The sequence below is a fragment of the Bacillus fungorum genome, assembly GCF_002746455.1.
In the GTDB taxonomy this organism is placed as follows: Bacteria; Bacillota; Bacilli; order Bacillales; family Bacillaceae_G; genus Bacillus_A; species Bacillus_A fungorum.
In genome coordinates this window covers 1-26,319 of sequence record NZ_NWUW01000024.1, presented here as the reverse complement: position 1 = coordinate 26,319, position 26,319 = coordinate 1, and the positions used below count along the sequence as shown (strand labels likewise).

General features: G+C 34.2%; 32 protein-coding genes, 5 pseudogenes and 1 riboswitch. Of the genes and pseudogenes, 35 read left to right on the top strand and 2 right to left on the bottom strand.

From position 1 onward, the window contains the following. The first annotated feature begins 152 nt into the window (after positions 1-152). From CO726_RS24115 to CO726_RS24070, 10 genes and pseudogenes are all read left to right on the top strand, one after another. On the top strand, positions 153-1,394 hold the full coding sequence (locus CO726_RS24115; protein ID WP_136699835.1) for an esterase/lipase family protein: 1,242 nt from the start codon (positions 153-155) through the stop codon (positions 1,392-1,394). A gap of 88 nt (positions 1,395-1,482) precedes the next feature. Beyond that, positions 1,483-2,523 (top strand): homoserine dehydrogenase, encoded by a 1,041-nt coding sequence (locus CO726_RS24110; RefSeq protein WP_099685910.1) that lies wholly within the window; start codon positions 1,483-1,485, stop codon positions 2,521-2,523. Positions 2,524-2,688: 165 nt separating this feature from the next. Further along, on the top strand, positions 2,689-4,137 hold the full coding sequence (pdxR, locus tag CO726_RS24105; protein ID WP_099685909.1) for a MocR-like pyridoxine biosynthesis transcription factor PdxR: 1,449 nt from the start codon (positions 2,689-2,691) through the stop codon (positions 4,135-4,137). 4 nt (positions 4,138-4,141) lie between these two features. Beyond that, complete coding sequence (gene ddlB, locus CO726_RS24100; RefSeq protein WP_099685937.1) at positions 4,142-5,056, top strand: D-alanine--D-alanine ligase; 915 nt, start codon at positions 4,142-4,144, stop codon at positions 5,054-5,056. A 72-nt stretch (positions 5,057-5,128) separates the two neighbouring features. Next, positions 5,129-5,234, top strand: a riboswitch (TPP riboswitch). Between the two features lie 123 nt (positions 5,235-5,357). Beyond that, positions 5,358-6,047 (top strand): thiaminase II, encoded by a 690-nt coding sequence (gene tenA, locus CO726_RS24095; RefSeq protein WP_099685908.1) that lies wholly within the window; start codon positions 5,358-5,360, stop codon positions 6,045-6,047. 86 nt (positions 6,048-6,133) lie between these two features. Continuing rightward, positions 6,134-6,178, top strand: a pseudogene (locus CO726_RS33235) (DUF3937 family protein); the annotation flags it as partial. Positions 6,179-6,782: 604 nt separating this feature from the next. Then, positions 6,783-7,082, top strand: coding sequence for a heterocycloanthracin/sonorensin family bacteriocin (locus CO726_RS24085; protein ID WP_099685907.1), 300 nt, complete (start codon positions 6,783-6,785; stop codon positions 7,080-7,082). A 17-nt stretch (positions 7,083-7,099) separates the two neighbouring features. Next, a pseudogene (locus CO726_RS24080) lies at positions 7,100-7,298 on the top strand (site-specific integrase); the annotation flags it as partial. A 176-nt stretch (positions 7,299-7,474) separates the two neighbouring features. Beyond that, positions 7,475-7,954, top strand: coding sequence for a homoserine dehydrogenase (locus CO726_RS24075; protein WP_169513072.1), 480 nt, complete (start codon positions 7,475-7,477; stop codon positions 7,952-7,954). A 309-nt stretch (positions 7,955-8,263) separates the two neighbouring features. After that, positions 8,264-10,564, top strand: a pseudogene (locus CO726_RS24070) (RNaseH domain-containing protein); the annotation flags it as partial. Between the two features lie 82 nt (positions 10,565-10,646). Here the strand turns inward: CO726_RS24070 and CO726_RS24065 are convergent. Then, a complete protein-coding gene (locus tag CO726_RS24065) occupies positions 10,647-11,756 on the bottom strand; it encodes a site-specific integrase (RefSeq protein ID WP_099685905.1) in 1,110 nt (369 codons plus the stop codon). A gap of 300 nt (positions 11,757-12,056) precedes the next feature. Between CO726_RS24065 and CO726_RS24060 the strand changes: the two genes are divergently transcribed. From CO726_RS24060 to CO726_RS32865, 4 genes are all read left to right on the top strand, one after another. Continuing rightward, a complete protein-coding gene (locus tag CO726_RS24060) occupies positions 12,057-12,536 on the top strand; it encodes a CPBP family intramembrane glutamic endopeptidase (RefSeq protein ID WP_099685904.1) in 480 nt (159 codons plus the stop codon). Positions 12,537-13,180: 644 nt separating this feature from the next. After that, positions 13,181-14,332, top strand: coding sequence for an AimR family lysis-lysogeny pheromone receptor (locus CO726_RS24055; protein ID WP_099685903.1), 1,152 nt, complete (start codon positions 13,181-13,183; stop codon positions 14,330-14,332). A 37-nt stretch (positions 14,333-14,369) separates the two neighbouring features. Beyond that, positions 14,370-14,516 (top strand): complement C1q protein, encoded by a 147-nt coding sequence (locus CO726_RS24050; RefSeq protein WP_099685902.1) that lies wholly within the window; start codon positions 14,370-14,372, stop codon positions 14,514-14,516. Between the two features lie 156 nt (positions 14,517-14,672). Continuing rightward, entirely contained in the window at positions 14,673-14,801 is a 129-nt protein-coding gene (locus CO726_RS32865; RefSeq protein WP_281259852.1) for a hypothetical protein, read from the top strand. Between the two features lie 36 nt (positions 14,802-14,837). Here the strand turns inward: CO726_RS32865 and CO726_RS24045 are convergent, their stop codons facing one another. Beyond that, the gene (locus CO726_RS24045) at positions 14,838-15,191 is read right to left on the bottom strand and encodes a helix-turn-helix domain-containing protein (protein WP_099685901.1); all 354 of its coding nucleotides are present in this window, start codon (positions 15,189-15,191) and stop codon (positions 14,838-14,840) included. A gap of 225 nt (positions 15,192-15,416) precedes the next feature. On the opposite strand from CO726_RS24045, the gene CO726_RS24040 reads away from it, so the two are divergent. The 21 genes and pseudogenes from CO726_RS24040 to CO726_RS23945 form a co-directional block, all read left to right on the top strand. Further along, entirely contained in the window at positions 15,417-15,608 is a 192-nt protein-coding gene (locus CO726_RS24040; protein ID WP_078183770.1) for a helix-turn-helix domain-containing protein, read from the top strand. 56 nt (positions 15,609-15,664) lie between these two features. Then, positions 15,665-15,940 carry a helix-turn-helix domain-containing protein gene (locus CO726_RS24035; RefSeq protein ID WP_098341222.1) on the top strand — a complete coding sequence of 92 codons (276 nt, stop codon included), beginning with the start codon at positions 15,665-15,667 and terminating at the stop codon, positions 15,938-15,940. Then, positions 15,933-16,088 carry a hypothetical protein gene (locus CO726_RS31905; RefSeq protein WP_169513070.1) on the top strand — a complete coding sequence of 52 codons (156 nt, stop codon included), beginning with the start codon at positions 15,933-15,935 and terminating at the stop codon, positions 16,086-16,088. Before CO726_RS24035 ends, CO726_RS31905 begins: the two co-directional genes overlap by 8 nt. Continuing rightward, on the top strand, positions 16,085-16,396 hold the full coding sequence (locus tag CO726_RS24030; protein ID WP_099685900.1) for a hypothetical protein: 312 nt from the start codon (positions 16,085-16,087) through the stop codon (positions 16,394-16,396). Before CO726_RS31905 ends, CO726_RS24030 begins: the two co-directional genes overlap by 4 nt. Further along, on the top strand, positions 16,393-16,713 hold the full coding sequence (locus tag CO726_RS24025) for a hypothetical protein (protein ID WP_099685899.1): 321 nt from the start codon (positions 16,393-16,395) through the stop codon (positions 16,711-16,713). Before CO726_RS24030 ends, CO726_RS24025 begins: the two co-directional genes overlap by 4 nt. Continuing rightward, positions 16,714-16,902, top strand: coding sequence for a hypothetical protein (locus CO726_RS24020; RefSeq protein WP_099685898.1), 189 nt, complete (start codon positions 16,714-16,716; stop codon positions 16,900-16,902). It begins immediately after the preceding gene. Continuing rightward, positions 16,892-17,107 (top strand): YqaI family protein, encoded by a 216-nt coding sequence (locus tag CO726_RS24015; protein WP_099685897.1) that lies wholly within the window; start codon positions 16,892-16,894, stop codon positions 17,105-17,107. The genes CO726_RS24020 and CO726_RS24015 overlap by 11 nt, the downstream gene beginning before the upstream one ends. Before the next feature lie 74 nt (positions 17,108-17,181). Continuing rightward, positions 17,182-18,726: an AAA family ATPase gene (locus CO726_RS24010; protein ID WP_099685896.1), complete on the top strand. Its 1,545-nt coding sequence runs from the start codon at positions 17,182-17,184 to the stop codon at positions 18,724-18,726. Then, complete coding sequence (locus tag CO726_RS24005) at positions 18,710-19,051, top strand: hypothetical protein (protein WP_099685895.1); 342 nt, start codon at positions 18,710-18,712, stop codon at positions 19,049-19,051. Before CO726_RS24010 ends, CO726_RS24005 begins: the two co-directional genes overlap by 17 nt. Then, positions 19,044-19,967: a RecT family recombinase gene (locus CO726_RS24000; protein ID WP_099685894.1), complete on the top strand. Its 924-nt coding sequence runs from the start codon at positions 19,044-19,046 to the stop codon at positions 19,965-19,967. The genes CO726_RS24005 and CO726_RS24000 overlap by 8 nt, the downstream gene beginning before the upstream one ends. Before the next feature lie 185 nt (positions 19,968-20,152). Next, positions 20,153-21,103: a DnaD domain-containing protein gene (locus CO726_RS23990; protein ID WP_136699834.1), complete on the top strand. Its 951-nt coding sequence runs from the start codon at positions 20,153-20,155 to the stop codon at positions 21,101-21,103. Further along, positions 21,027-21,929, top strand: a complete 903-nt coding sequence (locus CO726_RS23985) for an ATP-binding protein (protein WP_483860600.1) — start codon at positions 21,027-21,029, stop codon at positions 21,927-21,929. The genes CO726_RS23990 and CO726_RS23985 overlap by 77 nt, the downstream gene beginning before the upstream one ends. A gap of 5 nt (positions 21,930-21,934) precedes the next feature. Beyond that, the gene (locus CO726_RS23980) at positions 21,935-22,123 is read left to right on the top strand and encodes a hypothetical protein (protein WP_099685892.1); all 189 of its coding nucleotides are present in this window, start codon (positions 21,935-21,937) and stop codon (positions 22,121-22,123) included. Then, the gene (locus CO726_RS23975; RefSeq protein WP_098382316.1) at positions 22,104-22,586 is read left to right on the top strand and encodes a YpiB family protein; all 483 of its coding nucleotides are present in this window, start codon (positions 22,104-22,106) and stop codon (positions 22,584-22,586) included. The genes CO726_RS23980 and CO726_RS23975 overlap by 20 nt, the downstream gene beginning before the upstream one ends. A 15-nt stretch (positions 22,587-22,601) precedes the next feature. Then, entirely contained in the window at positions 22,602-23,048 is a 447-nt protein-coding gene (locus tag CO726_RS23970) for an MFS transporter (protein WP_245916733.1), read from the top strand. 555 nt (positions 23,049-23,603) lie between these two features. Then, entirely contained in the window at positions 23,604-24,020 is a 417-nt protein-coding gene (locus tag CO726_RS23965) for a DUF1064 domain-containing protein (RefSeq protein ID WP_099685891.1), read from the top strand. A gap of 14 nt (positions 24,021-24,034) precedes the next feature. Beyond that, positions 24,035-24,766: a 2-methylcitrate dehydratase gene (locus CO726_RS23960; protein ID WP_099685890.1), complete on the top strand. Its 732-nt coding sequence runs from the start codon at positions 24,035-24,037 to the stop codon at positions 24,764-24,766. Between the two features lie 18 nt (positions 24,767-24,784). Next, positions 24,785-25,000, top strand: a pseudogene (locus tag CO726_RS32595) (hypothetical protein); the annotation flags it as partial. Between the two features lie 33 nt (positions 25,001-25,033). After that, on the top strand, positions 25,034-25,732 hold the full coding sequence (locus tag CO726_RS23955) for a hypothetical protein (protein ID WP_245916735.1): 699 nt from the start codon (positions 25,034-25,036) through the stop codon (positions 25,730-25,732). 9 nt (positions 25,733-25,741) lie between these two features. Next, on the top strand, positions 25,742-26,143 hold the full coding sequence (locus CO726_RS23950) for a zinc-finger domain-containing protein (protein WP_099685888.1): 402 nt from the start codon (positions 25,742-25,744) through the stop codon (positions 26,141-26,143). Further along, positions 26,136-26,319: pseudogene (locus CO726_RS23945) on the top strand (sigma factor); the annotation flags it as partial. The gene CO726_RS23950 and the pseudogene CO726_RS23945, both read left to right, overlap by 8 nt.

The window sequence follows — 26,319 nt, the reverse complement described above, 5'->3', positions numbered from 1 at the left end:
AAAAAAGTAAATGCTTAGTTGAATTTATATTTATCAACATTTGTGTATGTTTTCTATATATACAATGTATATAAAATACTTTACATTATGTTTAAGTTATTAAAGCATGTTGTGAATTAAAAATGTAAACGTTTTATTAGGGGGGAGAAAGTATGTGGAAGTTATTTTTAAAAATATGTTTTTTTGCATTGATGACTGTATGTTCATTCGCAACCAAAGTAATATACGCTGAAGAGAGTCAACAAAATAATTATCCTATCATATTAGTGAATGGATTTGCTGGATGGGGTAGAGAGGAAATGCTAGGGGTTAAATATTGGGGTGGTGTTCATGATATACAGGAAGATTTGAAACGCAATGGTTATACAGTTCATACCGCAGCTGTTGGGCCAGTTTCTAGTAACTGGGACCGTGCATGTGAATTATATGCCCAAATTAACGGTGGAACAGTAGACTACGGTGCCGCACATGCTGAGAAACATGGACATAATCGTTTTGGTAGAACTTATAGTGGTTTTGCGCCGAATTGGAGTGAAACAAATAAAGTTCATTTAATTGGGCATAGCATGGGTGGACAAACGACTAGAACATTAGTACAGCTATTAAAAGAAGGTAGTTTTGAAGAAAAAAATTATGTAAAAAATCACCCAAACACCAAAATATCACCACTATTTGAGGGCAAGAAATCATATGTTCATAGTGTTACAACATTAGCAACTCCACACAACGGTACAACACTTGCGGATGGTAGTCTTCTACTACCGTTCGTTAAAGATTTACTCATTACAGCTGCAAGTTTAGGAGGAAACAGTAATTTATCATTATATGATTTCAAATTGGATCAATGGGGGTTAAAAAAGAATGCTGGAGAGTCCTCTTTCCAATATACTGATCGTATTTTAAATAGTTCAATTTGGAAAAATACAAAAGATATAAGTCAATGGGATTTAAGTACAGATGGTGCAAAGGAGTTAAATGATTGGGTAAAGACGCAACCGAATGTGTATTACTTATCCTATAGTGGACATGCATCACAAGCAGCACCTATAACCGGTTTACATTTACCTCATATAACGATGAATAAAGTACTAATGGGGAATGCGTTTTTCTTAGGCTCTTATGCGAGATATGAAGAAAAACGTCCATTAATTAATACTTCTTGGTGGCAAAATGATGGTGTAGTAAATACAAATTCTATGATTGCACCATCATCTAATGCTACTGTAAATAATAATGAGTCGTTACAGATTGGGAAATGGAATCATATCGAAACGAAAGCAAATTGGGACCATCTCGACATGATAGGATTAAGTGTTTCAGGCACGTTAGGTTTTTCTAACATTCAAGAGTTTTATAGAACAATTGCTGAAAAGTTATCACGTTTACCAAAATAGGTAATATTAAAGCGCTCTCGATGGAATTCGAGGGCGCTTTATATTATATTGAAAGAGGGATTTGGTAGGAAAATATGGGGGGGATATTATGAAAATTCAAGTTGTATTATCAGGATATGGAACAGTAGGAAGAGAGTTTATAAAATTACTAAATGAAAAATGTTCATATATATATGAAACATATGGTATAGAGTTAGTTGTAAGTGGCGTATTAGGTAGAAATATTGCAATACATAATGTGGATGGATTATCTATTCATAACTTATTAATGTATGGTAGCAGTAGTGCCGCAATTGAACAGTATATAGAACATTATCCGGAGGAACGTGCAACAGATAACATAAGTGGGACAGTACTGGTGGAATCAACAGTTACAAACCTTAAAGATGGAAATCCAGGAAAACAATATATAAAACAAGCGATTGAGAAACGGATGGATATAGTAGCAATTTCAAAAGGTGCACTCGTTACAAACTGGAAAGAAATAAACGAAGCGGTAAAGCAGGCGAATGTACGAATTCGATATAGTGGTGCAACTGCTGCCGCATTACCGACACTTGATATTGGTCAATTTAGTTTAGCTGGTTGCCATATTGAAAAAATAGAAGGAATATTAAACGGGACGACAAATTATATTCTTTCGAAAATGAATGAGGAAGATATTACGTTTGAAGAGGCACTGAAAGAAGCGCAAAGTAAAGGAATTGCTGAAACGAACCCAATATTAGATGTAAGTGGCTCTGATAGTGCGTGTAAATTGTTACTTTTGACAAACAGTTTAATGGGAACAGAGAATACACTTACAGATATACATATAAAAGGAATCGAACATGTTACAAAACAACAAATTCGAAATGCTAAGGAACAAAATAAATTTATTAAATTAATTGCATCAGCATATAAAGATGAGGAAGGCAATGTGAATCTAAATGTTGAACCGTGCAAAGTGGATAAAGATCATCCGTTAGCAAAAGTAAATGGGACGGAAAAAGGGATTACGTTTTTTACAGATACGATGGGGCAAGTTACTACAATTGGTGGTGCTTCTAATCCACGTGGAGCCGCAGCTGCTGCTTTAAAAGATATAATTAACTTATATCGTAAAGATTTGTCACGTATTAATGGGTAGTAAAACTCTTGATTGGTGTGGGCTAATAATCAATGGGCGGGATGAATTCTCCATTGATTATTAGCCCACTTTATAAGACCGTACCGCCCTTAATAAAAAATACATATGTAGTGGACCTTTTGAGAATGAAATAAATATGCAAAAATAATTGCAGGGGGTAAGGATTTGTTTAAAGATTTTAAAGTTGTCAAAGATCGTCCCGTTTATATTCAATTGAAAGATTATTTTAAAAAAATGATTATGAAAGGGCATTTGCTCGGGGACCAAAAAATACCTTCAACAAGGGAACTAAGTGAACTATTAAGTGTAAGCAGAAATACTGTACTCGCTGCCTATGCAGATTTAGAGCAAGAAGGGCTCATTTATGCAGTTAAAGGAAAAGGGAATTTTGTTACGAAGGTTGATATTTCAAACACTTCGTCTGTTGAAATAGATTGGAAAAATAAACTTAATACAGTTACTTTATTAGCGGATGAATTAGATTTAATGAAACATGGTGTTCGCTGGGAAAAAGGAATGATTGTTTTTAACAGCATTGCACCGGACGAAAAGCTATTTGATGTGGAAAATTTCAAAAGAGCTTTTCTTACTCGTATGTCCATTGAAGGGGATATCGTATTAAACTACGGATATGCAAAAGGTTATAGACCGTTAATGAATTATCTACTTCATTATATGGAAATGAAAGGTGTAGATATTTCAAACAAAGATATTTTAATTACAAATGGATTTACTGAAGGGTTAGACATTGTTCTATCCTCGTTATCAAAGAAATCAGGGCGTGTTATTTGTGAGAATCCGACTCATCATGCTGCGTTGAAGCTTTTCCGCTTACATGGTCTTGAAGTTCATGGTATTGATATGAATGAGGATGGCATTGATACGAATCAAGCTGAAAAAAGCTTGCGTGAAAAAGAGTTTGATTTTGCGTATTTAATTCCTTCCTATCATAATCCAACCGGTATTGTTACGAGTTCGGAGAAAAGAACGGAACTGATGAGATTATTTTCAAAATATAAGATTCCTATTATAGAAGATGGATTTAATGAAGAGCTACGTTATTCAGGGTCACATTTAGCGCCATTATTAACTTTTGCTGGCGCTGGTAATAATGTGATTTATATTAGTAGCTTTTCAAAGGTACTTTTCCCTGGTTTACGTGTAGGTTGGATTATCGCAGATAAAGAACTGATTCATTATTTAGAAAGTGTAAAAAGAGCAAGAACAATTCACACATCTACTTTAAATCAAGCTGTTCTTTTTCAATATTTACATGAAGGATATTTTGAAAAATATTTAAAAAAGGCAAGGTCTGTTTATAAGAAAAAATATGAGTTAGCTGTTGGGGCGTGTAACGAGTACATTCCGTTTCAAAGAATGACCGGTGATGGTGGACTTCATTTATTTATAGAGTTAGAAGAAAAAATTCATGCCCGCAAACTTTTACAAAAATGTTATGAGCAAGGGGTTACATTTTCTCCTGGAGATGTGTTTTATTCTGATGGAGGAGGATCGAACACGTTTCGATTAGGATTTTCACGTCTAAAAGAAGAAGAAATAGTTCGTGGAATTAAAATAATTGGTGATACAATAAAAAATGAAATTTGGAGTTGAGGAAATGAGAATTGGCGTTATTATGGGAGGAGTATCCTCTGAAAAACAAGTATCAATTATGACTGGAAATGAAATGATTGCAAATTTAGATAAAAATAAATATGAAATAGTACCAATTACGTTAAATGAAAAAATGGATTTAATCGAAAAAGCAAAAGACATTGATTTTGCGTTGCTCGCATTACACGGAAAATACGGAGAAGATGGGACGGTTCAAGGAACGCTTGAAAGTTTAGGTATTCCTTATAGCGGGAGCAATATGTTATCTAGCGGTATATGTATGGACAAAAACATTTCGAAAAAGATTTTACGTTATGAAGGAATAGAAACACCAGATTGGATTGAACTTACAAAAATGGAGGATCTAATTCTTGATGAATTAGATAAGTTAGGATTTCCGTTAGTGGTAAAACCAAACTCTGGTGGCTCAAGTGTTGGGGTAACGATTGTATACAATAAAGACGAATTAATTTCAATGCTGGAAACTGTGTTCGAATGGGATTCTGAAGTAGTAATAGAAAAGTATATAAAAGGTGACGAGATTACATGTTCCATTTTTGACGGAAAACAGTTACCTATTATTTCCATTCGACATACTGCTGAGTTCTTTGATTACAATGCGAAATATGATGATGCAGGTACTATTGAAGAAGTTATTGAACTTCCAGCTGAATTAAAAGAACGTGTAAACAAAGCGGCACTGGCTTGCTATAAAGCATTAAAATGTAGTGTTTATGCAAGGGTTGATATGATGGTGAAAGACGGTATTCCATATGTAATGGAGGTTAATACATTACCAGGGATGACACAAGCAAGTTTACTACCAAAAAGTGCAGGTGCCGGGGGAATTAATTATAGTAAACTATTAGATATGATTATTGAAACTTCATTAAGAGTAAGGAAAGAAGAAGGGTTTTAAGTAGTAGTATCATGAATAATTTTGATAGTAATATGAAGTATGTTATGATGAATATAATACGAAAATTAAATATTTATCCACTAGGGGGGCCTATTATAGGCTGAGATCAAATGGGAATTTGAGACTCTTAGTACCTGATCTGGTTAATGCCAGCGTAGGGAAGTGGGAAAGACATTGCTATTTCATGTATAAATATTGTCAATTTCACTTTCTTTACGCCTGTAAAGAAAGTTTTTTTATTTTAAAGCGTTAATAGCTGTGGATAAATACTTATATTTAATTAATTATTGGAGGGATTTACATGATTTTTTCACAATCATTACGTAAAGAAGTAGATTCAATTTGGGAAGCTAGTTTTCATCATCCTTTTGTAAAAAAACTTGGTGAAGGAACGTTAGATTTAGCTAGTTTTCGCTATTACGTGCTTCAAGATTCATACTATTTGAGTCACTTCGCTAGAGTACAAACTTTAGGAGCTGCAAAAGCACTGGAATTAGAAACGACAGCTCGTATGGCACACCATGCTCAAAATACATATGAGGCGGAATTATCTTTACATGAAAATTTTGCGAAGAAACTAGGGGTAACACAAGAAGAAAAAGATAGTTTTATCCCTGCTCCAACTGCATACGCATATACTTCACATATGTATCGTGCTGCGTATGAAGGACATTTAGGCGATATCATTGCAGCAATTTTACCTTGCTATTGGCTGTATTATGAAATTGGTGAGCGTTTAAAAGAGTGTAAGCCAGAAGAGCCAATTTATAACGAATGGATTTCTGCTTATGGATCCGATTGGTTCCGTACATTAGTTGAAGAGCAAATTACACGATTAGATGCAATAGCTGAAAAAGTAACAGAGGCAGACCGAAATCGAATGAAACAACATTTTATTATTAGTAGTCAATATGAATATTCATTTTGGGAAATGGCTTATACATTAGAAAAGTGGCCAGTGGATACAGACGTAAAAGATGTAATTGGATAAATAATGGAAGTAATGTTATAGATAGGTAGGGATAATACGTATCTATATTTCAAACATATCTTGCAACAGCAGAAAAAATTACATGAGTAATTCCAGAGATTTGGAAAACTATTTTGATAGATGTTCCTTAAGGTATACTTGTTCTTTTAAGCGCAAGTGCTTTATATGATTTCAGAAAAGAGGTGTCACAAAAAGACGCATCCATCTAAGTGGGTCTTTCTTCAATTAGCAATTTCATGGAGAGCTTGGTAGAAAAGTAGAAAAACATACCTAATCAGTGCTTATTTTATAGGGATTTCTTAACGGTTATTGAATTCTGTCACTATTAGGTGTTTTGATGCTACGGCGGACGAGATTGTTTATCCGGCTAGTGAAGTATATAAAAGTTGGCACGCTCAGAAAGTATATGGAAGTGTTATAACGAGAGGCATTTACAGTATAGAAAAATCTAAGTGGCAGACGGGAATACATAGGGTACGGCATCATGGTTATTGAGAAATGAATTGAATTTAGTAAGCATGAAGATATAACACTAGAATTCAAATTTTATAATTTCTATTTATAAAAATGAGCCCATAGTAAAAATAGGTACATGAACAAGGTGCATCATCTAGTGATAAGTCATACTTTGTTGGTGTATGTATTGAACTTAGTTTATAGCGCTATTTCTACTTAGATTTAACGAACAGAAATATAGGAAAGCATCGATGAGGTTGTATCTTATAAACGGAGGTTATGAAAATGAATCAGTTTCAACAAGAACTACAAGCGTTAAGCCTTAATGATTACCGGTCTGGAGATATTGTGTATTGGGACCCACAAAACCAATATCCATATTACTATATTGAAGATGCTGCTCGTCGTTGCGGTGGCTGTGGTCGTTGTGGCGGTTGTGGCGGTCGTTGTGGTGGATTCCGTTGTATTGGTTGCTTCGGTTGTTTTGGTTGTGGCGGCTGTGGAGGTTGTGGTGGTTGCTCTAATTGTTTTAATGGTACTTTTGATACTACTGGTACTATTGTAACATATGAATATTGACTACATTTATCAATTAAAAAACACTAACTTTATACATGTATATGCCGACAAAGAATATAGCCATCGCTAATGGATATATTCGATCATTCAAGTGAAAGAGTAACAATAAGATATATAGGTATAAATCAAGATGAGGTAGATAAAGCAATGGCTAGATATAAATCTAATCATTGCTTTTTTCTTATGGTTTTACCATCAAATATCTGTCTAATTTAAGGAGCGATTTCTTTTAGTTAGTGTGTAGGTCATGAAATTATTACAATTGTGTAAGGTTAATGTAATGTTAATCGATAGTAAGTTAAGGTGCTTGAGTGTATTTTAAATAGGATTAAAAAGTACTGTTTATCTATAGAATAATGGGTAAATAATATTTAATTAGGAAGTGTATTAAAATGATTGAATTTAAATCTGTTATCCATTCGTACAAACTAAAGAGAAAAATAGCTAAGGATTTATACGGAAAAAGAGATGAATTGACACTGTTATTAAATGAATTTAATAATATGAAATGTACAGTAACATGTGAAAAAAAGAAAAATAATATATTATCTCGTTTACAATTAATCTATCAAAATATGAAATTAGATAAGCAGTATCCTCTTCCAGTTGCTTTGAATAGTAAATTATTGGAGCGATTAGAAAAAGAATCTCTACATACTATTGAGGATGGTGTAACATGTCTACATTTCATGTTAGATATGAATTATGAGAAAATAAAACAATATGGATCGAATACAAGTAGGTCATTTGTTCCATTATCGCAGTCTTCTATTTGTCTTGCTGATTGTATTTGTTTTACAGGATTTGTATTAGGTTTACTAGGGGCAATTTCATTTGGGAAACTAATCTTATCCGTATGTTCAATTATATAAATATTAATATTTATAAAAAGGGCATCGACTTAAGGTGTTCCTTTTTTATTTTATTGTAAAATTATTGTAAATGATAAATACATTACATTATTTATATTATATAATTTGAATGTATTGAAATATAGTTTTCAAGGGGGCTGTATATGATAATTACTTTTTATTTTTAAATGAGCTGTTTTAATAATACATTATTCGGAGAAATGTTTTTTACTTTTCTTTTAAATACTTGATTTAAATGGATTAGAGTATGTGCTAGTTTTTCTAGTTTTTTGATGATCAAGACAAATAAAGAAAGGAAGTAATGATTTTATGGAAAAACTAAGACTGTTAACATTTGAAAATATAGTAGAACCTTTTTTAAACGAAAGTGTATCATTTATATATTTCCCTATTGATTGGCTCGATATTGTAGAGATACATTATAAGACATTTTTATTAACGAGTAAGTTGAAACGATTGAATGAAAGATTATATGATATGTTTTCTGATATATTATTTATTCAGCATAATCCATATGTATTAAATGAAAATACACCGTGGATTGTATGTAAAGAACCTATTAGAAAAGAACAACTCGATTATATTTTTCAAAGTTGGTATGAGGTGATTCATGATTGGAAACCTAATAAACTAATAGAATTGCCAAAATATGAATGGCATTACGATTTAATTTCTAATTTAACAGTACTACATGATAATGAAATATATTCTAAATGGGTGCCCGCTTTAATTTCACATATTTTTTGTGAACAACCTGTACAATTAGAAGATATAAACGAAGAAGATATATATTTTTCTCCCCTTAGATCACAAAATATTTGTGAGGCTATGTCAGTGCCTATTAAAGATGAAAAAACACAAGATTATTTCGCCTATGTATATCGGTTCGAATGTATAACACGCGGAGGTGAGAATATTCCATTATTAAATGTTTCAATAGGAATTCGGAGATTCTACCAAGAATATAACCATCCAGAAATTCCTTTGCTGTTAAGACGAAAACGGGGCATGATATTAATTTCTACTCCAGAATTTGCATCGAATAATAAAAAATTACGGTTTGTAAAACTAAAAGTACAACAAGCTACAAACGGTATAAAGTGGATTAAGATATTTAGAAATTTAAAAGATGATTTTCATATAGGTGGAGAAGTTGAATTGGAGCATATTCTTCAATATCCGAAAGATTATATGCTAGGGGCAAATCTTAGGGTATTGCTTCCATACAATGAGAGAATATATAAAGTTCAAGGTACTAAAATAAAACCTGGTATAAAAGTAAAGGAAAGAGAGTATCTATTTAAAGGGTTCCAGCAAAAATTCTCTTATTTCACATTACTACCAGAATGTAAAAGAATAGCAACAAATAATGAAAATGAATTAGTCCCTTTAATTGCACCAAAAGGATTAGAGACTATAACGTTAGAAATATGGTCTGAAAAAATATCGATGGAAGTAGAACAAGCGTTATTTGAAAGTGAAATTGTGTTAGCTCAAATCAGTGAATCATCATATGTATTACATGCAGATTCTCCAGTATTATTAAAAATAGTAAGATATGATATTGAAAAAGTATTGCAAAATCCATATAAAATGCAATATTGCCAGAAATATAAAACAAATTTAGTAGAGGATGTTATGAAAGCGGTTTATGCTACTGCAGGTGAGTGCAATGAAGCAACATTGGCGTTAATCGCAATGAAAAATTGTGATGGCCGTGAAAAAATTGATCCAAAGCAAATTGTTAGAGAAGGATTTGCACGAACAAACCGTATTTCAGCATTTATTAATTTATTTATAGGCCAAAGTGTATCACGTAAAACAATTATAGATTGTATTCTTAGTTTATTAGAACAAAAAGGATTTTTGAAACGTAGTTGGAATAAGATAAATTTACCTTGTACATATGTTAATTTATCGATTGAACGAATCTCGAAATTTGATTTCTTACCTATTTTTTCACAAATAAAAGGAAAAGAAATTTCATATAAATTATATGGGAATACAGAGTGGCAAACGATTGATCATTTATTATTAAATATAAATAAACATAATATCTTTTTACCGCAACCTTCAAAAAGAAATGATATGGGAATTCAATTTAAACAATTTGTTTTTGAAACATTAAAGAAAATTTTACAACATGCAAAAGAGAAAAATGAGCAAGTGTATTTCATTGTAGATGCGAATTTAAGAAAATATTGGATAAAAGAGTTACAAAATAAAAAAATTGATATAGATATTTTACCGGAGATTGTTCCTGATGTGCTAAAGGTTCCCAATTTAAATGTTATAAGAATAAATACAGCTTTTGATACACCGAAATACGGTGTGATAGAACGTGATGATGTTCCTGAGGGCACAAGTTTATATGTAGATCAAAAAGGAATGTATTATAGCACTGGTGAATATTCCTTTAATGGTAGTGAAACATTGCATCGATACATACTTGAAATTTTACCACTAGGTGTAAAACCTGTAGAAAGGAATTATATCGCTAAAATGATACACTATATGTGCTGTAATTCAAGTATGCTTCAGGAAAAAAATATACACATGCCGTATTCCATGCATATGGCGAAAGTAATAAAGAGCTATATGACGGATATAACATGAAAGGTCGAACAAACGTTGATATAACAAGGTTTGTTCGACTTCATAATATAAAATGCAAACATTTTGCAAACATTGGCTATCCAAAGATGCTTTTACCAAAGTTTTTAACAGCCTCTTCTTGCATATTCGGTAAAACATGCGAATAAACACTTAGCGTTATTGAAATGTCTGTATGACCTAATCTTTCACTGATAATTTTAGGATTAACCCCTTGTTTCAATAATAAAGTTGCGTGCGTATGTCTTAAATCATGAAATTTAATTTGCTTTACACCTGCGTTTTTTATTATTTTAATGAATTGTCGTCTGAAACTGTCTTTTCTAAATACATTGCCAAATTCATTACAATTAATTAAGTCTTGATCTTGATAAGCGGAACCGAATCGTAATTTCTCTTTATTGATTGTAATCTTATGCTTTTTTAAGGCTTCTATTGTTTCTATGGGCACGGGTATTGTACGCTTTGACGAATTTGTTTTTGCTGTTTTTTTGATCTTATCATCATGACCAGATGTTTGATTAATTGTGACAGTATGGTTCTCAAAATCAACATCTTGCCAACGCAAACCTAAGACTTCCCCTAGACGCATGCCTGTAGTTATTGCAAGAAGACATCCGATATGATAACGTGTTTCTTGTGAATGCAATAAAAATTTCTTTACTTCTTCCTCTGTCCAAGTTTGGATAGAGGCTTTTTCTCTTTTTGGAATCTCTGCAAGAGCAGCTGGATTTCGAGAAACAACGTTTTGTTTTACAGCTAGGTTTAATGCAGTTTTTAAAATCCTATGCATCAGCAGAATAGAATTGTTTGCCATACCTTTATCCATTGCAGTTTTGTAGCATTTTTGAATGTGCATAACATTTAATTTAGGAAGTGCAATTGTTCCAATGCTAGGTATAATATGTGTGTTTATATATGTTAAATAGCAAGCATAGGTACTTTCTTCAATACTCATACTTTTAATTTCTAGCCAACTATTTAGGTAATCTTTTAAAGTCACCTTAGATGGCTCGATAAAAGTCCCTTCATTCAACTCCGCAATCTTCTTCGCAACATCAGCCTGTGCTTCTTTTTTTGTCTTATACCCAGAAAACCACTTCTGTCTTCTTTTTCCTGTCTCTGGATCAGGTCCAATGTCGACCACAATACAATATTTATTTCCTCTTTTTCGAATATGTCCTTTCACTTAAAACACTCCTTCATTTTGTTTTGAATCATGTTGTATAAGTCTAGTTGTAATTTTGCTGCTATGAAAATTACAAGTTTGGACATATCAGCGATGGATATATTTTACCATATATGAACAATTTCAGTTATAGGATATGATTGTCAGATGTTGTTAAATAATAGTAAAGTATATATTTTAAAAAAGTAGTTAATAACTTATAATCTATATAAATGGATTTGTTTTATAAAATTAATTAGTGAAAGGAGGAATCTCAATAATTCTCTTATAAACATAAGAGGGTGATTGGAGAGAAAACATATGTTAGCAAAAATCAATAAATTTATGTTTGATTTACCTGTAGTTTGGTTTATATTACTGATCTTATTAGGTTCATTTTTATTTGCTATGCCATTAGATTTATTCTTACCTGAAATAGAGAAAAATCCAATAATGGAACAGCCTATTATTATTGAAATTTTAGCAGGAATAGTTGCAGCACCTATATTTGAAACAATAGTTTTTCAGGTGTTTTTATTCTGGATATTGAGTTTTATTCCTTTTATCAGGGATTATAATTATCTTGTTATCTTAATAGCATCGATTATATTTGGATTAAATCATTCATTTGGAATTACTTATATCGTTGCTACAACAATAATTGGACTTTTCTATAATTATGCTTATTGGGTATATCATAAAAAAAATGAAAAAAATCAAGTTACAATATCTGCTTTTTGGGTTGTTTGTTGTATTCACTTTTTACATAACTCTATTGCTTTTATTGGGTCACATTTGTAACTTTTTTAACGATAACTTAGATTAACAAATTCTGTTTAGTTCTAATTGAATGTAAGAAGAGATAAGTAGGTATTAAAGAATATTAGTTAATTTACTAGAATGGCGAATTGAGGCTCTTTTAGTTTATTCCTTAACGAGAGAATCTTTTGGGATCTATATTAATACATAATAAAAAACCACTCATTTGAGTGGTTTTTTATTTATAGTAAATGCATACATAATGAGAATTTTTGTATGAATAATTTTGTAAACACAAAAGTTGTATATATATATATCATTTGCCAAATGCAATATTGCATAATTTTTTTCAGTGTCTAAAAAACTAGGCGTATATTAATTTCATCAACTTTCTCAAGTATTTTCAGAATATGAGAGAATAGATGTTTGGTTTATTTGTGATAGAATATTCTTAATAATATAATTTGACGGAACAAAAAAGACCCATAGCGCGTGTAATTGTGCTGGGAACACGTTTACACCATTTAACCCTAATTGAAGTAGGGAAAACATTTGCCATGAGCCTTTCGGTTACGAGTTTTCGTAACGTATAAGGCTAGTATAACACAGCTTTTGGATGTAATTCGTCATTAAGGTGCGTTTTCATGATAGGGAAGTGTGTCTTGTTCCAAGAAGGGGGACAAAGCATGTGGAAAGCTCTAGGTCAAATTGAAAAAGAATTATGTGTAGCTGGTATAAGAAAAAATAAACTAGCAGACCATTGGGGTGTTAAGCCAAGTACTGTTACAAAAGTATTTAAAGGTAACACAGATATTAGTTTTGGTTTTCTTTCTAAAACAATTATTCTATTAAATAAAGGCATACAGGTACAAGGGAATATATTAAAGAATTATATCGATGTCACAAATCCGAAATCAGAGAATTTACGTGAAGCGATGGAGGACTTAGCTTTAAGAGGTAAATTCGATCTTTTGATTGAAGTAATAAATAGTGAATTGCAGTCTAAGGTGTCTGAAAATAAAGAATTTGCAAGTGTATATCTGATTATTTATAAACGATATATCGGTGAGTTGAATGCCAAACTGTATCATAAAGCGTTGCATATAGAAAGTAAATCAGTGAAAACAATTGAGATGGAAGTGCTAACTGAAATTTTATTATGTCAAGCGCAATATCAAACAGGAAATTATACGGCTTTAAATGAGCGTCTGAAATCACTAGAAACTAAAATTGATAAAATTAGTAATAAATATCTTCGTGAGTGCTTCAAATTACGTTACAGAGAAGCGATTGCTGTTACTTCATTGCAAGGAGGAGAAATAGATGAAGCAAGAAACGTTTGTATTAAATTAATAGATGATCTTGAGTGGGATAACTTTTTTTCTTTTCCAAAAGTAAATGCTTACTTAAAGTTAGGTGAATCGTATGTTTTCTCAGTAGGTGAATATGAGAACTCAAAATATTACTTAGAGAAAACATTACAAGTGATTGGTGATAGAAAAGTTGAAGCTGTAGAGAAGAAGAAAGAAATGGTGCAACATACATTATCATTTTTAAAGATTCACCATGACAAAAAAATTAGTGATACAGATGTTGTACATCCAAGTGAGCTGGCATATTTAATGATTAAACAAGGTAATACAACAGGAGCGAGGGAAATATTAAATCAAATTAAAAGTTCTATAGGTGAATTAACAGACATACAGACCGCTTATTTAGCTTTAACATATGAGGGAGCTAAAAGAGAAGAGTTAATGAAACAATCTCTTCTAATGTGTCAAAAATCAGGAAATATATTTTATTCGAATTTACCGAAAATTCACTTGGGTTTAATTTGAATATTTGTTATAATTAGCATCGGAAAGAGGTGATTAGATGAAAAAATTAATTACAATTATTCCTGTACTATTATTAGCAACTACACTAGTTGTTAACACTGATTCTGCGAAAGAAAAGCCTAGTACAAATGACTCAAAACCAGCAGTTCAGCAAATGATGGTTGATCCTGGTGGCGGTTGGTAAGATACAAAATATAGGTTTACATATATATATTTAAAATGACATCGTCTTAATTGACGGTGTCATTTGTAGTTTTAAGTAAGATTTCCTTTTTAGGTTTATGAACAAAAAAGAAATTTATGTAAAAAAATAACAAAAATGATAAGGGGATAAGAGAAGATGAAAAGTAAAGATGGGGAAGTTAATCTGATAAAAAAAGCGCTTTTACTTCTGCAAGAAGAAGATAACCCAAAAGAAATATTATTATCTATCTGTTTAAGTGGACATGAAAGAGAAAAAGTATTTTAAAAAAGACTATCTAATTTTTCGGATAGTCTTTTTTCATTAAATATTCCCTTTAGCTTTTTCGTAATTCACAAACATTTCTAGTTGTTCTAATGCTTTTTTTCGTTGTTCTTCAGGTAGAGCATTTATGATTTGAAGAATTTCTTGAGCTTCTTTTGTAAGTTGTAGATCTTGGTCTGCTGTTAAATCTGGCGAATCAGATAACCTAAGTAGATAATCAGTAGTAACTTTTAAATGATTAGCTATTTTTTGAAGTGTACGTGTACCTGGTGATTTTTTTCCTTCAACGTAGTTATAAACAGAAACATGACTAACACCAATTGCATCAGCTAATTGTTGTTGGGTAATCCCTCTTTTTTCAATTAACAACTTTAACCTTTCATGACTAAACATAATTAAAACACCCCAAGTTTATTTTATCTATTTTATATGAAGTTATTTCTTCTTTATTACTGTTATAGTGTGACACACGTCACTTTGCTACACTGTCATTATATATTAACTATCAGTTAAGTGGAAAGGTAAAGTTTTTGAAAAAAGTTTTATAAAACACTTGAACTTAACTTAAGGTTAAGTTAATATGTAATTAACAACAAAAACGGAAGAGAGGAGTTGCATATGAAAACTCTAAAACAGCTACGTGTAGAACAAGGATATACATGTAAGGAAGTAGCTGAGGCCGTTGGTATTACGGAAGTGTACTATTGGTACATAGAAAACGGCAAACGCCGTCCTTATTATGACTTAATTGTAAAAATTGCTGATTTCTTAAAAGTGAAACTAGATGCAATTAAAATTTTTTGCCCTTAACTTAACTTATAGTTAAGTTAAAGTTGGTTAAGTTAAATAGAAGGGAGCAAAACAAAATGGGATTAGATCAAATCATTAAAGAGTCAATCCGTGAAGTTGTTCGTGAAGAAATTCAAGCCGCATTAGCTTCATTCCAACTGCAAGCACAACCAAACAAAGTAATGAGAGTGAAAGAAGCGGCAGCTTACCTTAACATCGCAGTTTGCAGAATGTATGAGTTGGCAAATCATCCGCAGTTTCCGGTAATCCGAGAAGGGCGCAAATTACTCTTCTTACAAAAAGATTTGGAAGCATGGCTAGAAGCACAAAAGGAGGGATCAAAAGTTGGTTGAAAGCACATTCAGCCTTTTAATAACAGCGGTGGTTATTGTGTCATTCATGGGTGGTGTAGCGTTATTAGATGTATTTGAAAAACTTATCAGCGAGAACGAACAGCTAAAGCAAGAAAATAAACAATTACGGAAGGTGAAGAGAATATGAAGAAACCAATTCAGTTGGAAGACGCACCAGAAGAATTACATAAGGCAATTCAAGCATATCTCAACTTTCATTATGAAGTGTTGCAAATAACAGTAGAAGAAATTGATCCAAATAAATTCGTTTACACTTCAATTTTAACGCACAATCACTACGAGTTCGTTCAAGTGACTTGTCGAAACAGAAAAATATCAGAGCAAATATTCGAGTCTTGGTTCATAAGAGAAGTACTCGAATTAAGTGAAACGTTCCGAAATAGAATCCGTTGGCGTATTGAAAATATCGAAAAAGAAAAGGAGCAAGGCGAATGAGCATAACAGCACCAGTTCTACCAAAAGACATGAAAAAGAAACAAGTGTTAGATGAATTTTTAAAGTATTGCAATACGATGCAAATTGAAGCATTAAAGCACCATGATCCAATCGCACTTTGCACATGGATTAAAGAAGCGCGACTTGCAAGAAGGGAACTTGCAGCACTGTATCGAGCGAAAGAAAAGCATGATGTGGAACGTGAAAGAGATCGTAAAAACATTTTAGGAATCATCCAGCGGTTAAGAAGTCAAGGTGTTGATGCAAGTGCGGTGGTAAGAGCTCATTACATTACTCTTTGCGAGGAGGTTAGCTAAGTGAGGAATAAGTATGAAGGTTTCTGTTATCGATGTGGTAAGAAGGTCGGAGTAAGAGAAGGTCATTTCGAACGCTTCCAAGGAGGATGGAGATTACAACATGCAACATGTGCCATCGAACATAGGAAATTGAGAGAAAACAACAAAAAACGTTCTCCTGATAAAGGAGGTGAACAAGATGCTAGATAACCCGATGACAATGCACAACGGTTACGGTAAAGCGGATCCACAAGAACAAATGATTGACCATCCCATCGAGGATGCATTAGGAAATGAAATTCTACCTGGTGATGAATTTTTGATAGCACCAGATGGTGAAGTAGTTTTGAGAGAAAACATTATGGATTACATGATTACGCAGCTTGGATTTGAGAAGAAAACCGCAGGGGAATAAAACAGACACCTGTTACAGCAGGCGTCCATTTGAAAAATTAAGTTAACAATATTTTATCACAAGGGGGATATAAAATGCACGTTCAGTTTAAATCTTTATCTATCTTGAATTTCAAGAATCATTCAAATTCACAAATTTTATTTGGTGATATTACTTCTGTCGCAGGTCGCAATGGTGTAGGTAAATCAACAATCGCTGAAACAATCACTTGGGTGCTTTTCGGTACAGATCCATTTGGAACAAAACTTGATCCGAAGCCAATCGGTGATTCAGATGCAGAAACGGTAGTTGAGCTTCTAATCAATGTAGATGAGAAAGACATCTTAATTGGTCGCAAACAAAAGAAAACAGCAAAGTACTTTATCAATGAGGTACCTAAAAAGGCAAAAGAATTTGAAGCATGGGTGGAAGGGTTAATTGATAAACAAGCATTCTTATCACTATTCAATCCTAGCTTTTTCAGTACACAGCATTGGCAAACGCAGCGTGAACAACTTCTCACATACGTAAGTGAACCATTAAAAGTAGAAGTGTTTGCTGAATTATCGAAATTGCAGGTGGAATTACTCGAGGAGAAGTTGAAAAAGCATTCGCTGGATGACTTGCAAAAAGTGCATGCAGAGCGAAAAAAAACACATGAAAAGTCATACGAACGTGCAAGCGAGCGCGTCATTACCCTGCAAGAGCAACGGGATAAACAAAAGGAAGAACAGCTAGAAACGGATACGGAAACTGTTAAACAAAAATTATCAGAGTTACAAGAAAAACGTTCCGTAATCGATGAAAAGGTTCGTGCTTCTCAAAAACAACAATCAGCATATACGCAAATGCAATATCAAATTGGAGGCGTTAAACAAGAAATTGAAAAGCAGAAAGAATTGGTTTTTGCTATCAAGGCGGAACAGGTGCAAGAGTCTTGCCACACATGTGGTCAAGCGTTACAAGGTGAAGCGCTGGATAAGGTGAAGCAAAATCGTATCGATCGTTTCGAACAAGCGAAACAACTTGGGAAAAGCATGGTAGCCAAACATAAAGAGTTGGCGGAACAGTTCAAACAATTATCACTAGTTGAAGTAGATGTAACTGAAACTAGTGAGCTAGATAGTCAAATCTTCTCACTGAACGCGGCATTAAAACAAGTCCATAGCTTAGAACTTTTACAAAAAGAAATTGATGAAGCGGTAGCAACAAAAGAGCAAATTCGAAAAGAGAAAAACGAGTCCATTGTATTGTTAGATGCAATCAAAGATTTCCGTACGAAACGTAGTGAGTTAATGGTGAAAAAGATTCAAGCGTTATTTAAAACAATCGATGTTCAATTGTACGAAACGCTGAAAAATGGCGAGGAACGTGCAACATTCGAAATCTTGATGGATGGCAAGCAATACAGCCGATTAAGTACTGCTGAAAAAATCAAAGCAGGTTTAGAAGTAATTGAGGTATTAAGCCAGCAGTCAGAACTTATCGTACCAACATTTATCGATAATGCGGAAAGTATTTTACACTTCGAAAAACCAGTTGGACAACTGATTGTGGCGCAGGTTCAAGATACAGAATTTACGGTGCAAGCAAAAACAATTGAAAACAAGGAGGAAGTTGTTCATGAAGATGCGCTATAGAAATTATGATTGTGAAATTGCTTTTGGAATGTACGGGAATGGAAATGTAGCAATGCAATTATTAGGTGCGAAAGGAACGGAATATGGTGGTGATCTCATTACGACAGCAACGGTGAATTTGCATCCTGTTTCTTCAGATACAGTTGGTATCAAAAACTGGTCGGAAAACCAAGGGATGAGCCAGGCTCTTATGCAAGCGAACGTGATTGAACCAGAAATGTTGTATTCATCACCAACGGGTTTTGTGGAAGTTGAGTATTACAAGTTGACTGAAGAAGCTCAAGGGGAATTACAAAAGCAAAAGGAGGGACAAATCAATGGCTAAAAATCAAGTGGCAGTTTCAAATACACAAGCAGTGGTAGGAAGTTTTACGCAAAGTGAGTTAGATACATTGAAATCAACAATTGCAGCGGGTACATCAAATGAACAGTTCGCTTTATTCGTTCAAACGTGCGTAAATTCTGAACTGAATCCATTCTTAAACCACATCTTCTGCATTGTGTACGGCAATAAAATGAGTATACAAATCTCAGTAGAAGGTGTGCTTCACTTAGCGCGACAAAAGAGCGGATACAAAGGAATTGATGTTCAAACGGTTCACGAAAATGATGAGTTTGATGCAGAACGATCAAATGAAGGGGAATGGATTATTAAAAACCATAAAGTGAAATTTCCTAGAGGTCAAGTAGTTGGGTGTTATGCAGTCGCACAACGCGAAGGGTTTAAAGATGTAGTTGTACTGATGGAAACAAATGAAGTGGACCACATGAAGTCAGGTACTAATAAGCACATGTGGAATAACTGGTACAACGATATGTTTAAAAAACATGTAATGAAACGAGCTGCAAAATTACAGTATGGTATTGAAATAAATGAGGATGAGTCGGTTGGAAGTAATCCGGTAGAACAAGTTGATTCTTATCAACCAGGTGCTCGAGTGGATATTACTCCAACTCAGCTACAAGTTGAGGAAGGAAAAACTGTAACACAAGTATCAGAACGTGAAAATCAATGGTCGTATATTAATGGGAAATTGCAAGAGTATGACATGACAAAGGACGATTTAAAAGCAATTATCAAAGAAAAATTCAATAAGAAACCAAACGATTTATCACTTCAAGAAGTTGTAGCTCTTTCTAAATTTATCGATTTAGAACATACAAGTCGCCAGAAAGAAGCAGTGATTGTTCCAGAGCAAAAAGAGCAGAAAGAATTCGACTTTGAAAATGAAGAGCTTTAATCCATGCGAAACGTTCCATACAAAGTGCTTCTCCCCAGTGCATTGTGGAGAGAAGCAAAATCTAAAGAAGAAATAAAAGAACGGATAAAACAGTATTTTAGGACTTCGTATCCAGAATGCCAGATTAAAAAAGTCATTATGGAGAATAGGTCTTACATCGCGATTTGTGAGAGGAAGTGAGTCATTTGAACAGCAAGGTGCTACAAATTGGACAAATGAACTTCCGTGGAAATGTGATAGATCATGGTTGGTTTAAAACAATCACATTAGACAACGGAAAGCCATATGTAATTGCCATTACCATCTTAGGGGAAGTTGTTTATTGGTATAAACCAACAGAAATAAGAGATGAAGAATCCAATCATGTAAGGTACAAACAGAAATTTAAGGCGGATATGCTTCAAAAGAACTACCAACAGCTTGCAGACTCATTTGGTTTTACCAAAAGACAAGTAAAAGATGCATGTGACTATTTGAAAGATAGAAGTTTGATTAACATTGAATTTCGAACGGTATTTGTAAATGGCACTAGGTGCAATAACGTGATGTTTATCGAACCTGTTCCGGAAGAAATACAAAAAATATCAATCTTATATTGGGGAAATGGTACCCCTCCTACGTTGAAACGTAATAGCCCTCCTACGATAGAAAGTAATAGCCTATTACGTTCAAACGTACCACCCTCTTACGATAAAACGGAGGAGCCTCCTACGTTAGAACGTAAGACAAATACAGAGATTACTACAAATATTACTACAGAGAATGTAAGTAGTAGTAGCAGTCCTAATTGCTTCAATTTTTACGAAGAAAATTTCGGTATGATAAAGCCGTTTGTCGCAGAAGAAATTGGTCACTGGATAGATGATTTAAGCGAAGAAGTAGTTATTGCTGCCATGCAAAGAGCATTACGGAAAAACAAGCGTTGGAATTATGCAGTGGGTATTTTAGAAGATTGGGCTAACAACAACATTCGTACATTAGCTGATATTGAATCAGCTGAAGAAGAATTTCATCGTAACGCAAATAAACGAACAGGAAAAGTAAAAGGCGGTGGATTGAATGGGTCAGTTAAAACAGGTAAATCAGGTAAATCAAGTGAAGAATTCTTCAGCAAATATGATTTCTCAAAAAGCTAAGAAAAAAGCAGTGGAAATGTTTCAATTTTCACCGAATCGATGCCAGAACGTTTTCATTGTAGGGAAGAAGAACATAAAAGATGTTTGTAACAAGCGCATGCTTATCGATAAAGAAACAGGAAAAGAATTTTGTCCGCAGTGTAAAGCGGTAGAAAAGGAAGATCAGCAATTAGCGACGGAAGCACAAGAAATGCATGTGAAAGAAAAGGTCCTCAAGTTATTTAAAGGATTTGAAGATGGCAGCTTAATCAATCAGAAGTTGAAAAAGGCAACATTCCAAAATTATGTTCCACCAAGTCAACAGCTTTATGACGCGAAAGAAGCGTGTGAGCAGTATGTACGAACGTTTAATAAGAAAGTCGGACAAAACATCATGCTTGTCGGTGATTACGGAACGGGTAAAAGCCATTTAGCTGTATCCATGACAAAAGAATTAATGAAACGCGGTATAAGCGCTTGCTTTATTACAGAAGAAAAGCTCTTTACCAAATTGAAGTCCACATATAACCGTAAAAGTGACATGACAGAAGATGAATTACTGACAATGCTTTCTAAAATAGAGTGCTTAGTAATTGATGATCTTGGGGCTGAAAAGGAACCAGATGATGAAGACGAGTTAAAGAAGCACAAATGGGCGCAAAAGAAACTGTTTGAAATTATCGATAGCCGAATTGGACGGCACACGATTTATACAACAAACCATTCCATACAAGCTCTCTTCGGGATTTATAACGAACGTATTTTTAGCCGCATCTTTGATGATGAAACGGAAGTTATTGAAATGAACGGTAACAATTATCGATTAAGAAGATTCGAAAAGGAGTGAAAAAAATGTGCATGACATGCAGTAACACTGGCGTAGTTCATAAAGAAATTTATCCTGGGATGATAACGGTTGAGGGTTGTAATTGTGAAATAGCAAAGCAGCAAGTAGTTGCGCAAAAAGAAAATTGGGATGCTTGGATTCGAAAATTTGAAGGATGGAAAAGGGGGGTACTGCATGAGCAACGTGTCGGTTGAGAAAAAGCGTGAGTTTATGCAATTTGTTTTAAACCATATCTTGCCTAGAAGACACGAGGGCTTTCCATTTATCTACACATTTCATAAACATTTAAGGTTTGTAACAAGAATCCACTTTGTTGAAAATGCAAAGAAGTATCCGTATGGAATTGAAATTTCTGCAGAGTTTTCAGAAGGTCAACTGTTCGCGTTTTATAAACCAAATTTAACTGTTACAGATGGGATGTCAGCATATCATCATTTCAATGTGAATGATGCACCGATATATATTCAAATCAATTTTAAAGGTAAATACAAGGAACCTTTGTACATGGAAGTACTTGAAGATGATGAGTGCTCACTTGAAACGCATATCGACGGGGAAGATCATGATGAAATTGAAAAGTTAATAAAATACCAACTCATTAATCATGCACTAGACACAAGAAACAAAGAACTGTTCCACCAGTTGATTGCAAATTAAGGGGGAGGTGAAAGGATGGTGGTTCTTTACAAATTCAAACTCACTACCATTTTCGAACAATGGCCGAATGAAGAATATGTGGTAGCGGAAACTGAAGGAAAGGCAAGATTTCTGTACTGGCAAAAGTTCAGAACAAAGCTTCTAACGATGCCAATGGCTGAATTCATGAAGTTTGCAAAGTGTGAGAACGAAGGGGTTTTTGATATCAAGCGGATGTACAGCACAGAACAAGCGTTTAAGAAAATGCAAAACTTTAGAAACCTACATTTTGCTTACATGGGTATGCGAGTAAACGTAGCTGGCATGTGGGGTACGATCGTTGGGAACTGGAAAACTAATCTGTTCGTTTTGTTCGATGGAGAAATTGAAAAGCACAACTGCCATCCTTATTGGGAAATTGTTTACTACGATGATGAGGGCAATGTGGTTCGAAATTATCAGAAGGGAGAGTATGCGGTATAAGTAAAAAAGGACGAGCAGTCGTACCTGCCGTCCTTTATAGGAGAAAAATTATTCTGGATTAGAACTACGAATAACCAGAAAACGCGCTTTAAAACAGTGTTGTCAAAGATGTGATAATCTATGCAACAAAAAGCTTAGTCGGAATTCAAAACACCAAATGGCTTGCATTGGCAACAGGCTCAAAAGTAGTATATGTAAAATGAAAAATTCCATACAAAAAGCAGACAACATTTTCGGTTGTCTGCCAGTTAGTCGAATGAGTTAGCTAATTGTGATAAATTGCATTCCCATTGCGAGAAGAGTGAAGCTGCTAGTTCAAACAGCTTGTTGGTATTATTTTCGATATTTTTAAAAATATACAGTAAGAATTAGAAAAGTGATGAACCAATCTGCCTCTTACTGTAAAAGAAGGAAGTACCAGCCGTGGATTAAGCGGCTTGAAAATAGTATGTATTGATTTTTGAAAAATATTCAAGGGGTGAAGAAACATGGAACGTGCACAAAATGCTGTATATGAAATCACTCAGTTAATTAGTGAAGCGAAAGAGAAAAGTTATGAGTAAATATAACAATAAAAAAGTTAAGCTAAACAGCCATATTTTTGATAGTAAAGCAGAAGCGGATTATTACTCCGGATTAAAAATACGCCAAGCTGCAGGTGAAATTACAAGCTTCGAATTACAACCAAGATTCACCTTGCAACCAGCGTTTACGAAGAACGGTAAAAGTTTTAAGGCAATTACATATATCGCAGACTTCATGGTTTATTTGCCAAATGGTGATGTGGAAGTCGTAGACATAAAGGGTATGGTTACACAAACATTCGCGGTAAAGAAAAAGATGTTTGAATACAAGTACCCACATTTACAACTCATCTTGCTAAAACATGTGAAGAAATACGGCGGATTCATCACGCTAGATGAGTACAACAAATTAAAACGTGAAGAGAAAAGACTAAAACAAGCGAAATAAAGGGAGCGGATCATATGTCATATATCGAATTCAAACCAACATTAAAGAAAGTGAATCTTAAACCTGATGGGAAGAAAGAAATTGTTTTGGAAGTAACGGATTCATCATTGCGCGGTAAGTTGGATGTACTTTCCGAAATGATCGATACAAAAGTATTTATCTCGCTGGAATCCATGCAGGTTAATTTCAACGTTACTGTTAACGCAAAAACGAACGAACCAGTAACGCAGTATGAGGTTGATGACAAAGGGTTTGTGAAAGAAGTAAAGGCATCATTTGAACAGTTAGAAGCTGATTTTGATATCCCAGAAGAGAAAATTCCGACACGCGAAGAAAGAGAGCAAGCTGATCGCGAAACGATTGATGAGTTTATCATTAGCGGACTTGCACCAGGTTTAGATGATTTGCCGCATGATTTTGCTTACATCGTAAAACGAAAGCTTGAGGGAGAGTCTTATCTAAAACTAGCGAATGAGCTGAAAATTTCTAACGTGAAGTTGATTGAAATGATTGATGATTACCGCGCGCGTATTGCACCGATGGCAATCAAATGGCACGAATGGAAAGAGAAACAGCCTGATGTGGCAGAGCAGCCGAAGGCAGAAGAGAAACCGAAGGAAGAAACAGATACAGAAGAACCGGTTGTGCCGGAAGAAGAGCAGGTGCAAGAAAAAGAATCGAAATCTTCTGAGGAATATGAAGTGTCTGATGAGGACAAGCCTTTTGATGAAACATTAGAAGACTAACAATTACAGGTTGGTAGTATGACAAGTTCGTTGTACTACCTATCTTTCAATCTCATATGGGGTGATGGATTGAACAAAACTGAAAAACGTCAGGTCCGACTTAGGATTTTAAATATACAAGATGATCAGTGCAAAGGTTGTACGAAGGTCCCGAAATATAGTAACACTTGCAAAAACCATAAAACTTCATGGTGCGCTGAAAATTGTGAAATCGGTGAAAAACTAAAAAACTTAGGCGAAAGCCTACTCGAGGGGAGAACGGAACACATGGCTGAACAAAAAAACTGGGATCAAATTTGTACGACTGCTGAAAAGTTACGTGCTGCGGATGAAAAGAAATGGACTTGGGGAAGACTTTCTGAGCACTTAGGTGTAAACGAAAAAACTTTGTACCATCACATTTCTAAAAGAAGAGAATCAAAAGTGGTGCCTAATAAGCGTGTAGGCGCATCTAAGAATCCTCAGAACACAAAACCATCACCACAACTTAAAAACGTTGAGAAAACGAAATCTGAACCGTCAAAATTAAATTCTATAGCTGCTGAACATATCGAGAAAGTAGAAACGTTAAATGTTTCTTGGAAAGAGCGATTAAATGGCATTATTGATGAAAAAGATGCCCTTCGAAAAGAGTTAAGTGAAGTATCGAAACTGTATGAGGACTTAAAAGGTATAAAAGAAAAACTAGCGCAAGGTCTGATTGCAGAAACGAAAGCACGCTTAGAAGCGGAAGATGCTTTTGAAAGCATGAAACAACAATCGCAAGAGCGTGAGGAAGATTACAGCACATTACTAAACGAATTCAATGCAGTTACTGAAAAGAATCATGAATTAGAGCATGACCTTCAAAAAATGCATATCAATGTACGTGCCGCAGAAGAGACAGCTGCGAAAGAACGTGAACATCGCCTTGAGTTACAAGGTAGATCACAAGCGCTCGGTATGGCGCTCAAAGCAGTCTTATAGGTGCGCGTTATGAAATTGACAAAAGAAGAACGAAAAGAGCTCACATACCAAATTGGTGACATTATCGAACAGAAATGCAGACGTTGTTATTACAATCGCTCATCCAATGAAAGTTTTAGTGTTAATGAGTGTAAAGTATGCCCGACTGGTGAAGAGTTACGCCAGTTGGGTAGATACTTGGATACACAGCCTAAAAAGAACGGTGGACCAAGAAGGGAAGCGTCGAGTGGTTTAACGCCTGAGGTTGTCAGGAATTTAAATATACAAGGTATACCGGATAAGGATATTGGTATTATGTATGAACTTAGCCCCTCGTATGTCGGGAAAAAGAAAAAACAATGGAAACGAGCGGGGATTTGGAAAGGTCCAACTGATATGAGAGAAATCAAAAGGGGTGGAGCGAATGGCTGAGGTTGTTGATGTGAAGGGGATGTCGGATGATGAATTTGTGAAGAAATATAAAAAGCTAGTTTATAATTTCGTTTGGAAAAAATACAGTTCAAACGAGGAAATGATAAAAAGTAATACGGGATTAGAAATAGATGATTTAATCCAATACGGCATGATTGGTTTACTGAAAGCGAGAA

Excerpts from the sequence above, each read along its gene's own strand:
- CO726_RS24115 (WP_136699835.1), top strand. The coding sequence starts at position 153 with ATGTGGAAGTTATTTTTAAAAATATGTTTTTTTGCATTGATGACTGTA.
- CO726_RS24110 (WP_099685910.1), top strand. The coding sequence starts at position 1,483 with ATGAAAATTCAAGTTGTATTATCAGGATATGGAACAGTAGGAAGAGAG.
- ddlB (WP_099685937.1), top strand. The coding sequence starts at position 4,142 with ATGAGAATTGGCGTTATTATGGGAGGAGTATCCTCTGAAAAACAAGTA.
- tenA (WP_099685908.1), top strand. The coding sequence starts at position 5,358 with ATGATTTTTTCACAATCATTACGTAAAGAAGTAGATTCAATTTGGGAA.
- CO726_RS24085 (WP_099685907.1), top strand. The coding sequence starts at position 6,783 with ATGAAAATGAATCAGTTTCAACAAGAACTACAAGCGTTAAGCCTTAAT.
- CO726_RS24075 (WP_169513072.1), top strand. The coding sequence starts at position 7,475 with ATGATTGAATTTAAATCTGTTATCCATTCGTACAAACTAAAGAGAAAA.
- CO726_RS24060 (WP_099685904.1), top strand. The coding sequence starts at position 12,057 with ATGTTAGCAAAAATCAATAAATTTATGTTTGATTTACCTGTAGTTTGG.
- CO726_RS24055 (WP_099685903.1), top strand. The coding sequence starts at position 13,181 with ATGTGGAAAGCTCTAGGTCAAATTGAAAAAGAATTATGTGTAGCTGGT.
- CO726_RS24050 (WP_099685902.1), top strand. The coding sequence starts at position 14,370 with ATGAAAAAATTAATTACAATTATTCCTGTACTATTATTAGCAACTACA.
- CO726_RS32865 (WP_281259852.1), top strand. The coding sequence starts at position 14,673 with ATGAAAAGTAAAGATGGGGAAGTTAATCTGATAAAAAAAGCGCTTTTA.
- CO726_RS24045 (WP_099685901.1), bottom strand. The coding sequence starts at position 15,191 with ATGTTTAGTCATGAAAGGTTAAAGTTGTTAATTGAAAAAAGAGGGATT.
- CO726_RS24040 (WP_078183770.1), top strand. The coding sequence starts at position 15,417 with ATGAAAACTCTAAAACAGCTACGTGTAGAACAAGGATATACATGTAAG.
- CO726_RS24035 (WP_098341222.1), top strand. The coding sequence starts at position 15,665 with ATGGGATTAGATCAAATCATTAAAGAGTCAATCCGTGAAGTTGTTCGT.
- CO726_RS24030 (WP_099685900.1), top strand. The coding sequence starts at position 16,085 with ATGAAGAAACCAATTCAGTTGGAAGACGCACCAGAAGAATTACATAAG.
- CO726_RS24025 (WP_099685899.1), top strand. The coding sequence starts at position 16,393 with ATGAGCATAACAGCACCAGTTCTACCAAAAGACATGAAAAAGAAACAA.
- CO726_RS24015 (WP_099685897.1), top strand. The coding sequence starts at position 16,892 with ATGCTAGATAACCCGATGACAATGCACAACGGTTACGGTAAAGCGGAT.
- CO726_RS24010 (WP_099685896.1), top strand. The coding sequence starts at position 17,182 with ATGCACGTTCAGTTTAAATCTTTATCTATCTTGAATTTCAAGAATCAT.
- CO726_RS24005 (WP_099685895.1), top strand. The coding sequence starts at position 18,710 with ATGAAGATGCGCTATAGAAATTATGATTGTGAAATTGCTTTTGGAATG.
- CO726_RS24000 (WP_099685894.1), top strand. The coding sequence starts at position 19,044 with ATGGCTAAAAATCAAGTGGCAGTTTCAAATACACAAGCAGTGGTAGGA.
- CO726_RS23985 (WP_483860600.1), top strand. The coding sequence starts at position 21,027 with ATGGGTCAGTTAAAACAGGTAAATCAGGTAAATCAAGTGAAGAATTCT.
- CO726_RS23980 (WP_099685892.1), top strand. The coding sequence starts at position 21,935 with ATGTGCATGACATGCAGTAACACTGGCGTAGTTCATAAAGAAATTTAT.
- CO726_RS23975 (WP_098382316.1), top strand. The coding sequence starts at position 22,104 with ATGAGCAACGTGTCGGTTGAGAAAAAGCGTGAGTTTATGCAATTTGTT.
- CO726_RS23970 (WP_245916733.1), top strand. The coding sequence starts at position 22,602 with ATGGTGGTTCTTTACAAATTCAAACTCACTACCATTTTCGAACAATGG.
- CO726_RS23965 (WP_099685891.1), top strand. The coding sequence starts at position 23,604 with ATGAGTAAATATAACAATAAAAAAGTTAAGCTAAACAGCCATATTTTT.
- CO726_RS23960 (WP_099685890.1), top strand. The coding sequence starts at position 24,035 with ATGTCATATATCGAATTCAAACCAACATTAAAGAAAGTGAATCTTAAA.
- CO726_RS23955 (WP_245916735.1), top strand. The coding sequence starts at position 25,034 with ATGGCTGAACAAAAAAACTGGGATCAAATTTGTACGACTGCTGAAAAG.
- CO726_RS23950 (WP_099685888.1), top strand. The coding sequence starts at position 25,742 with ATGAAATTGACAAAAGAAGAACGAAAAGAGCTCACATACCAAATTGGT.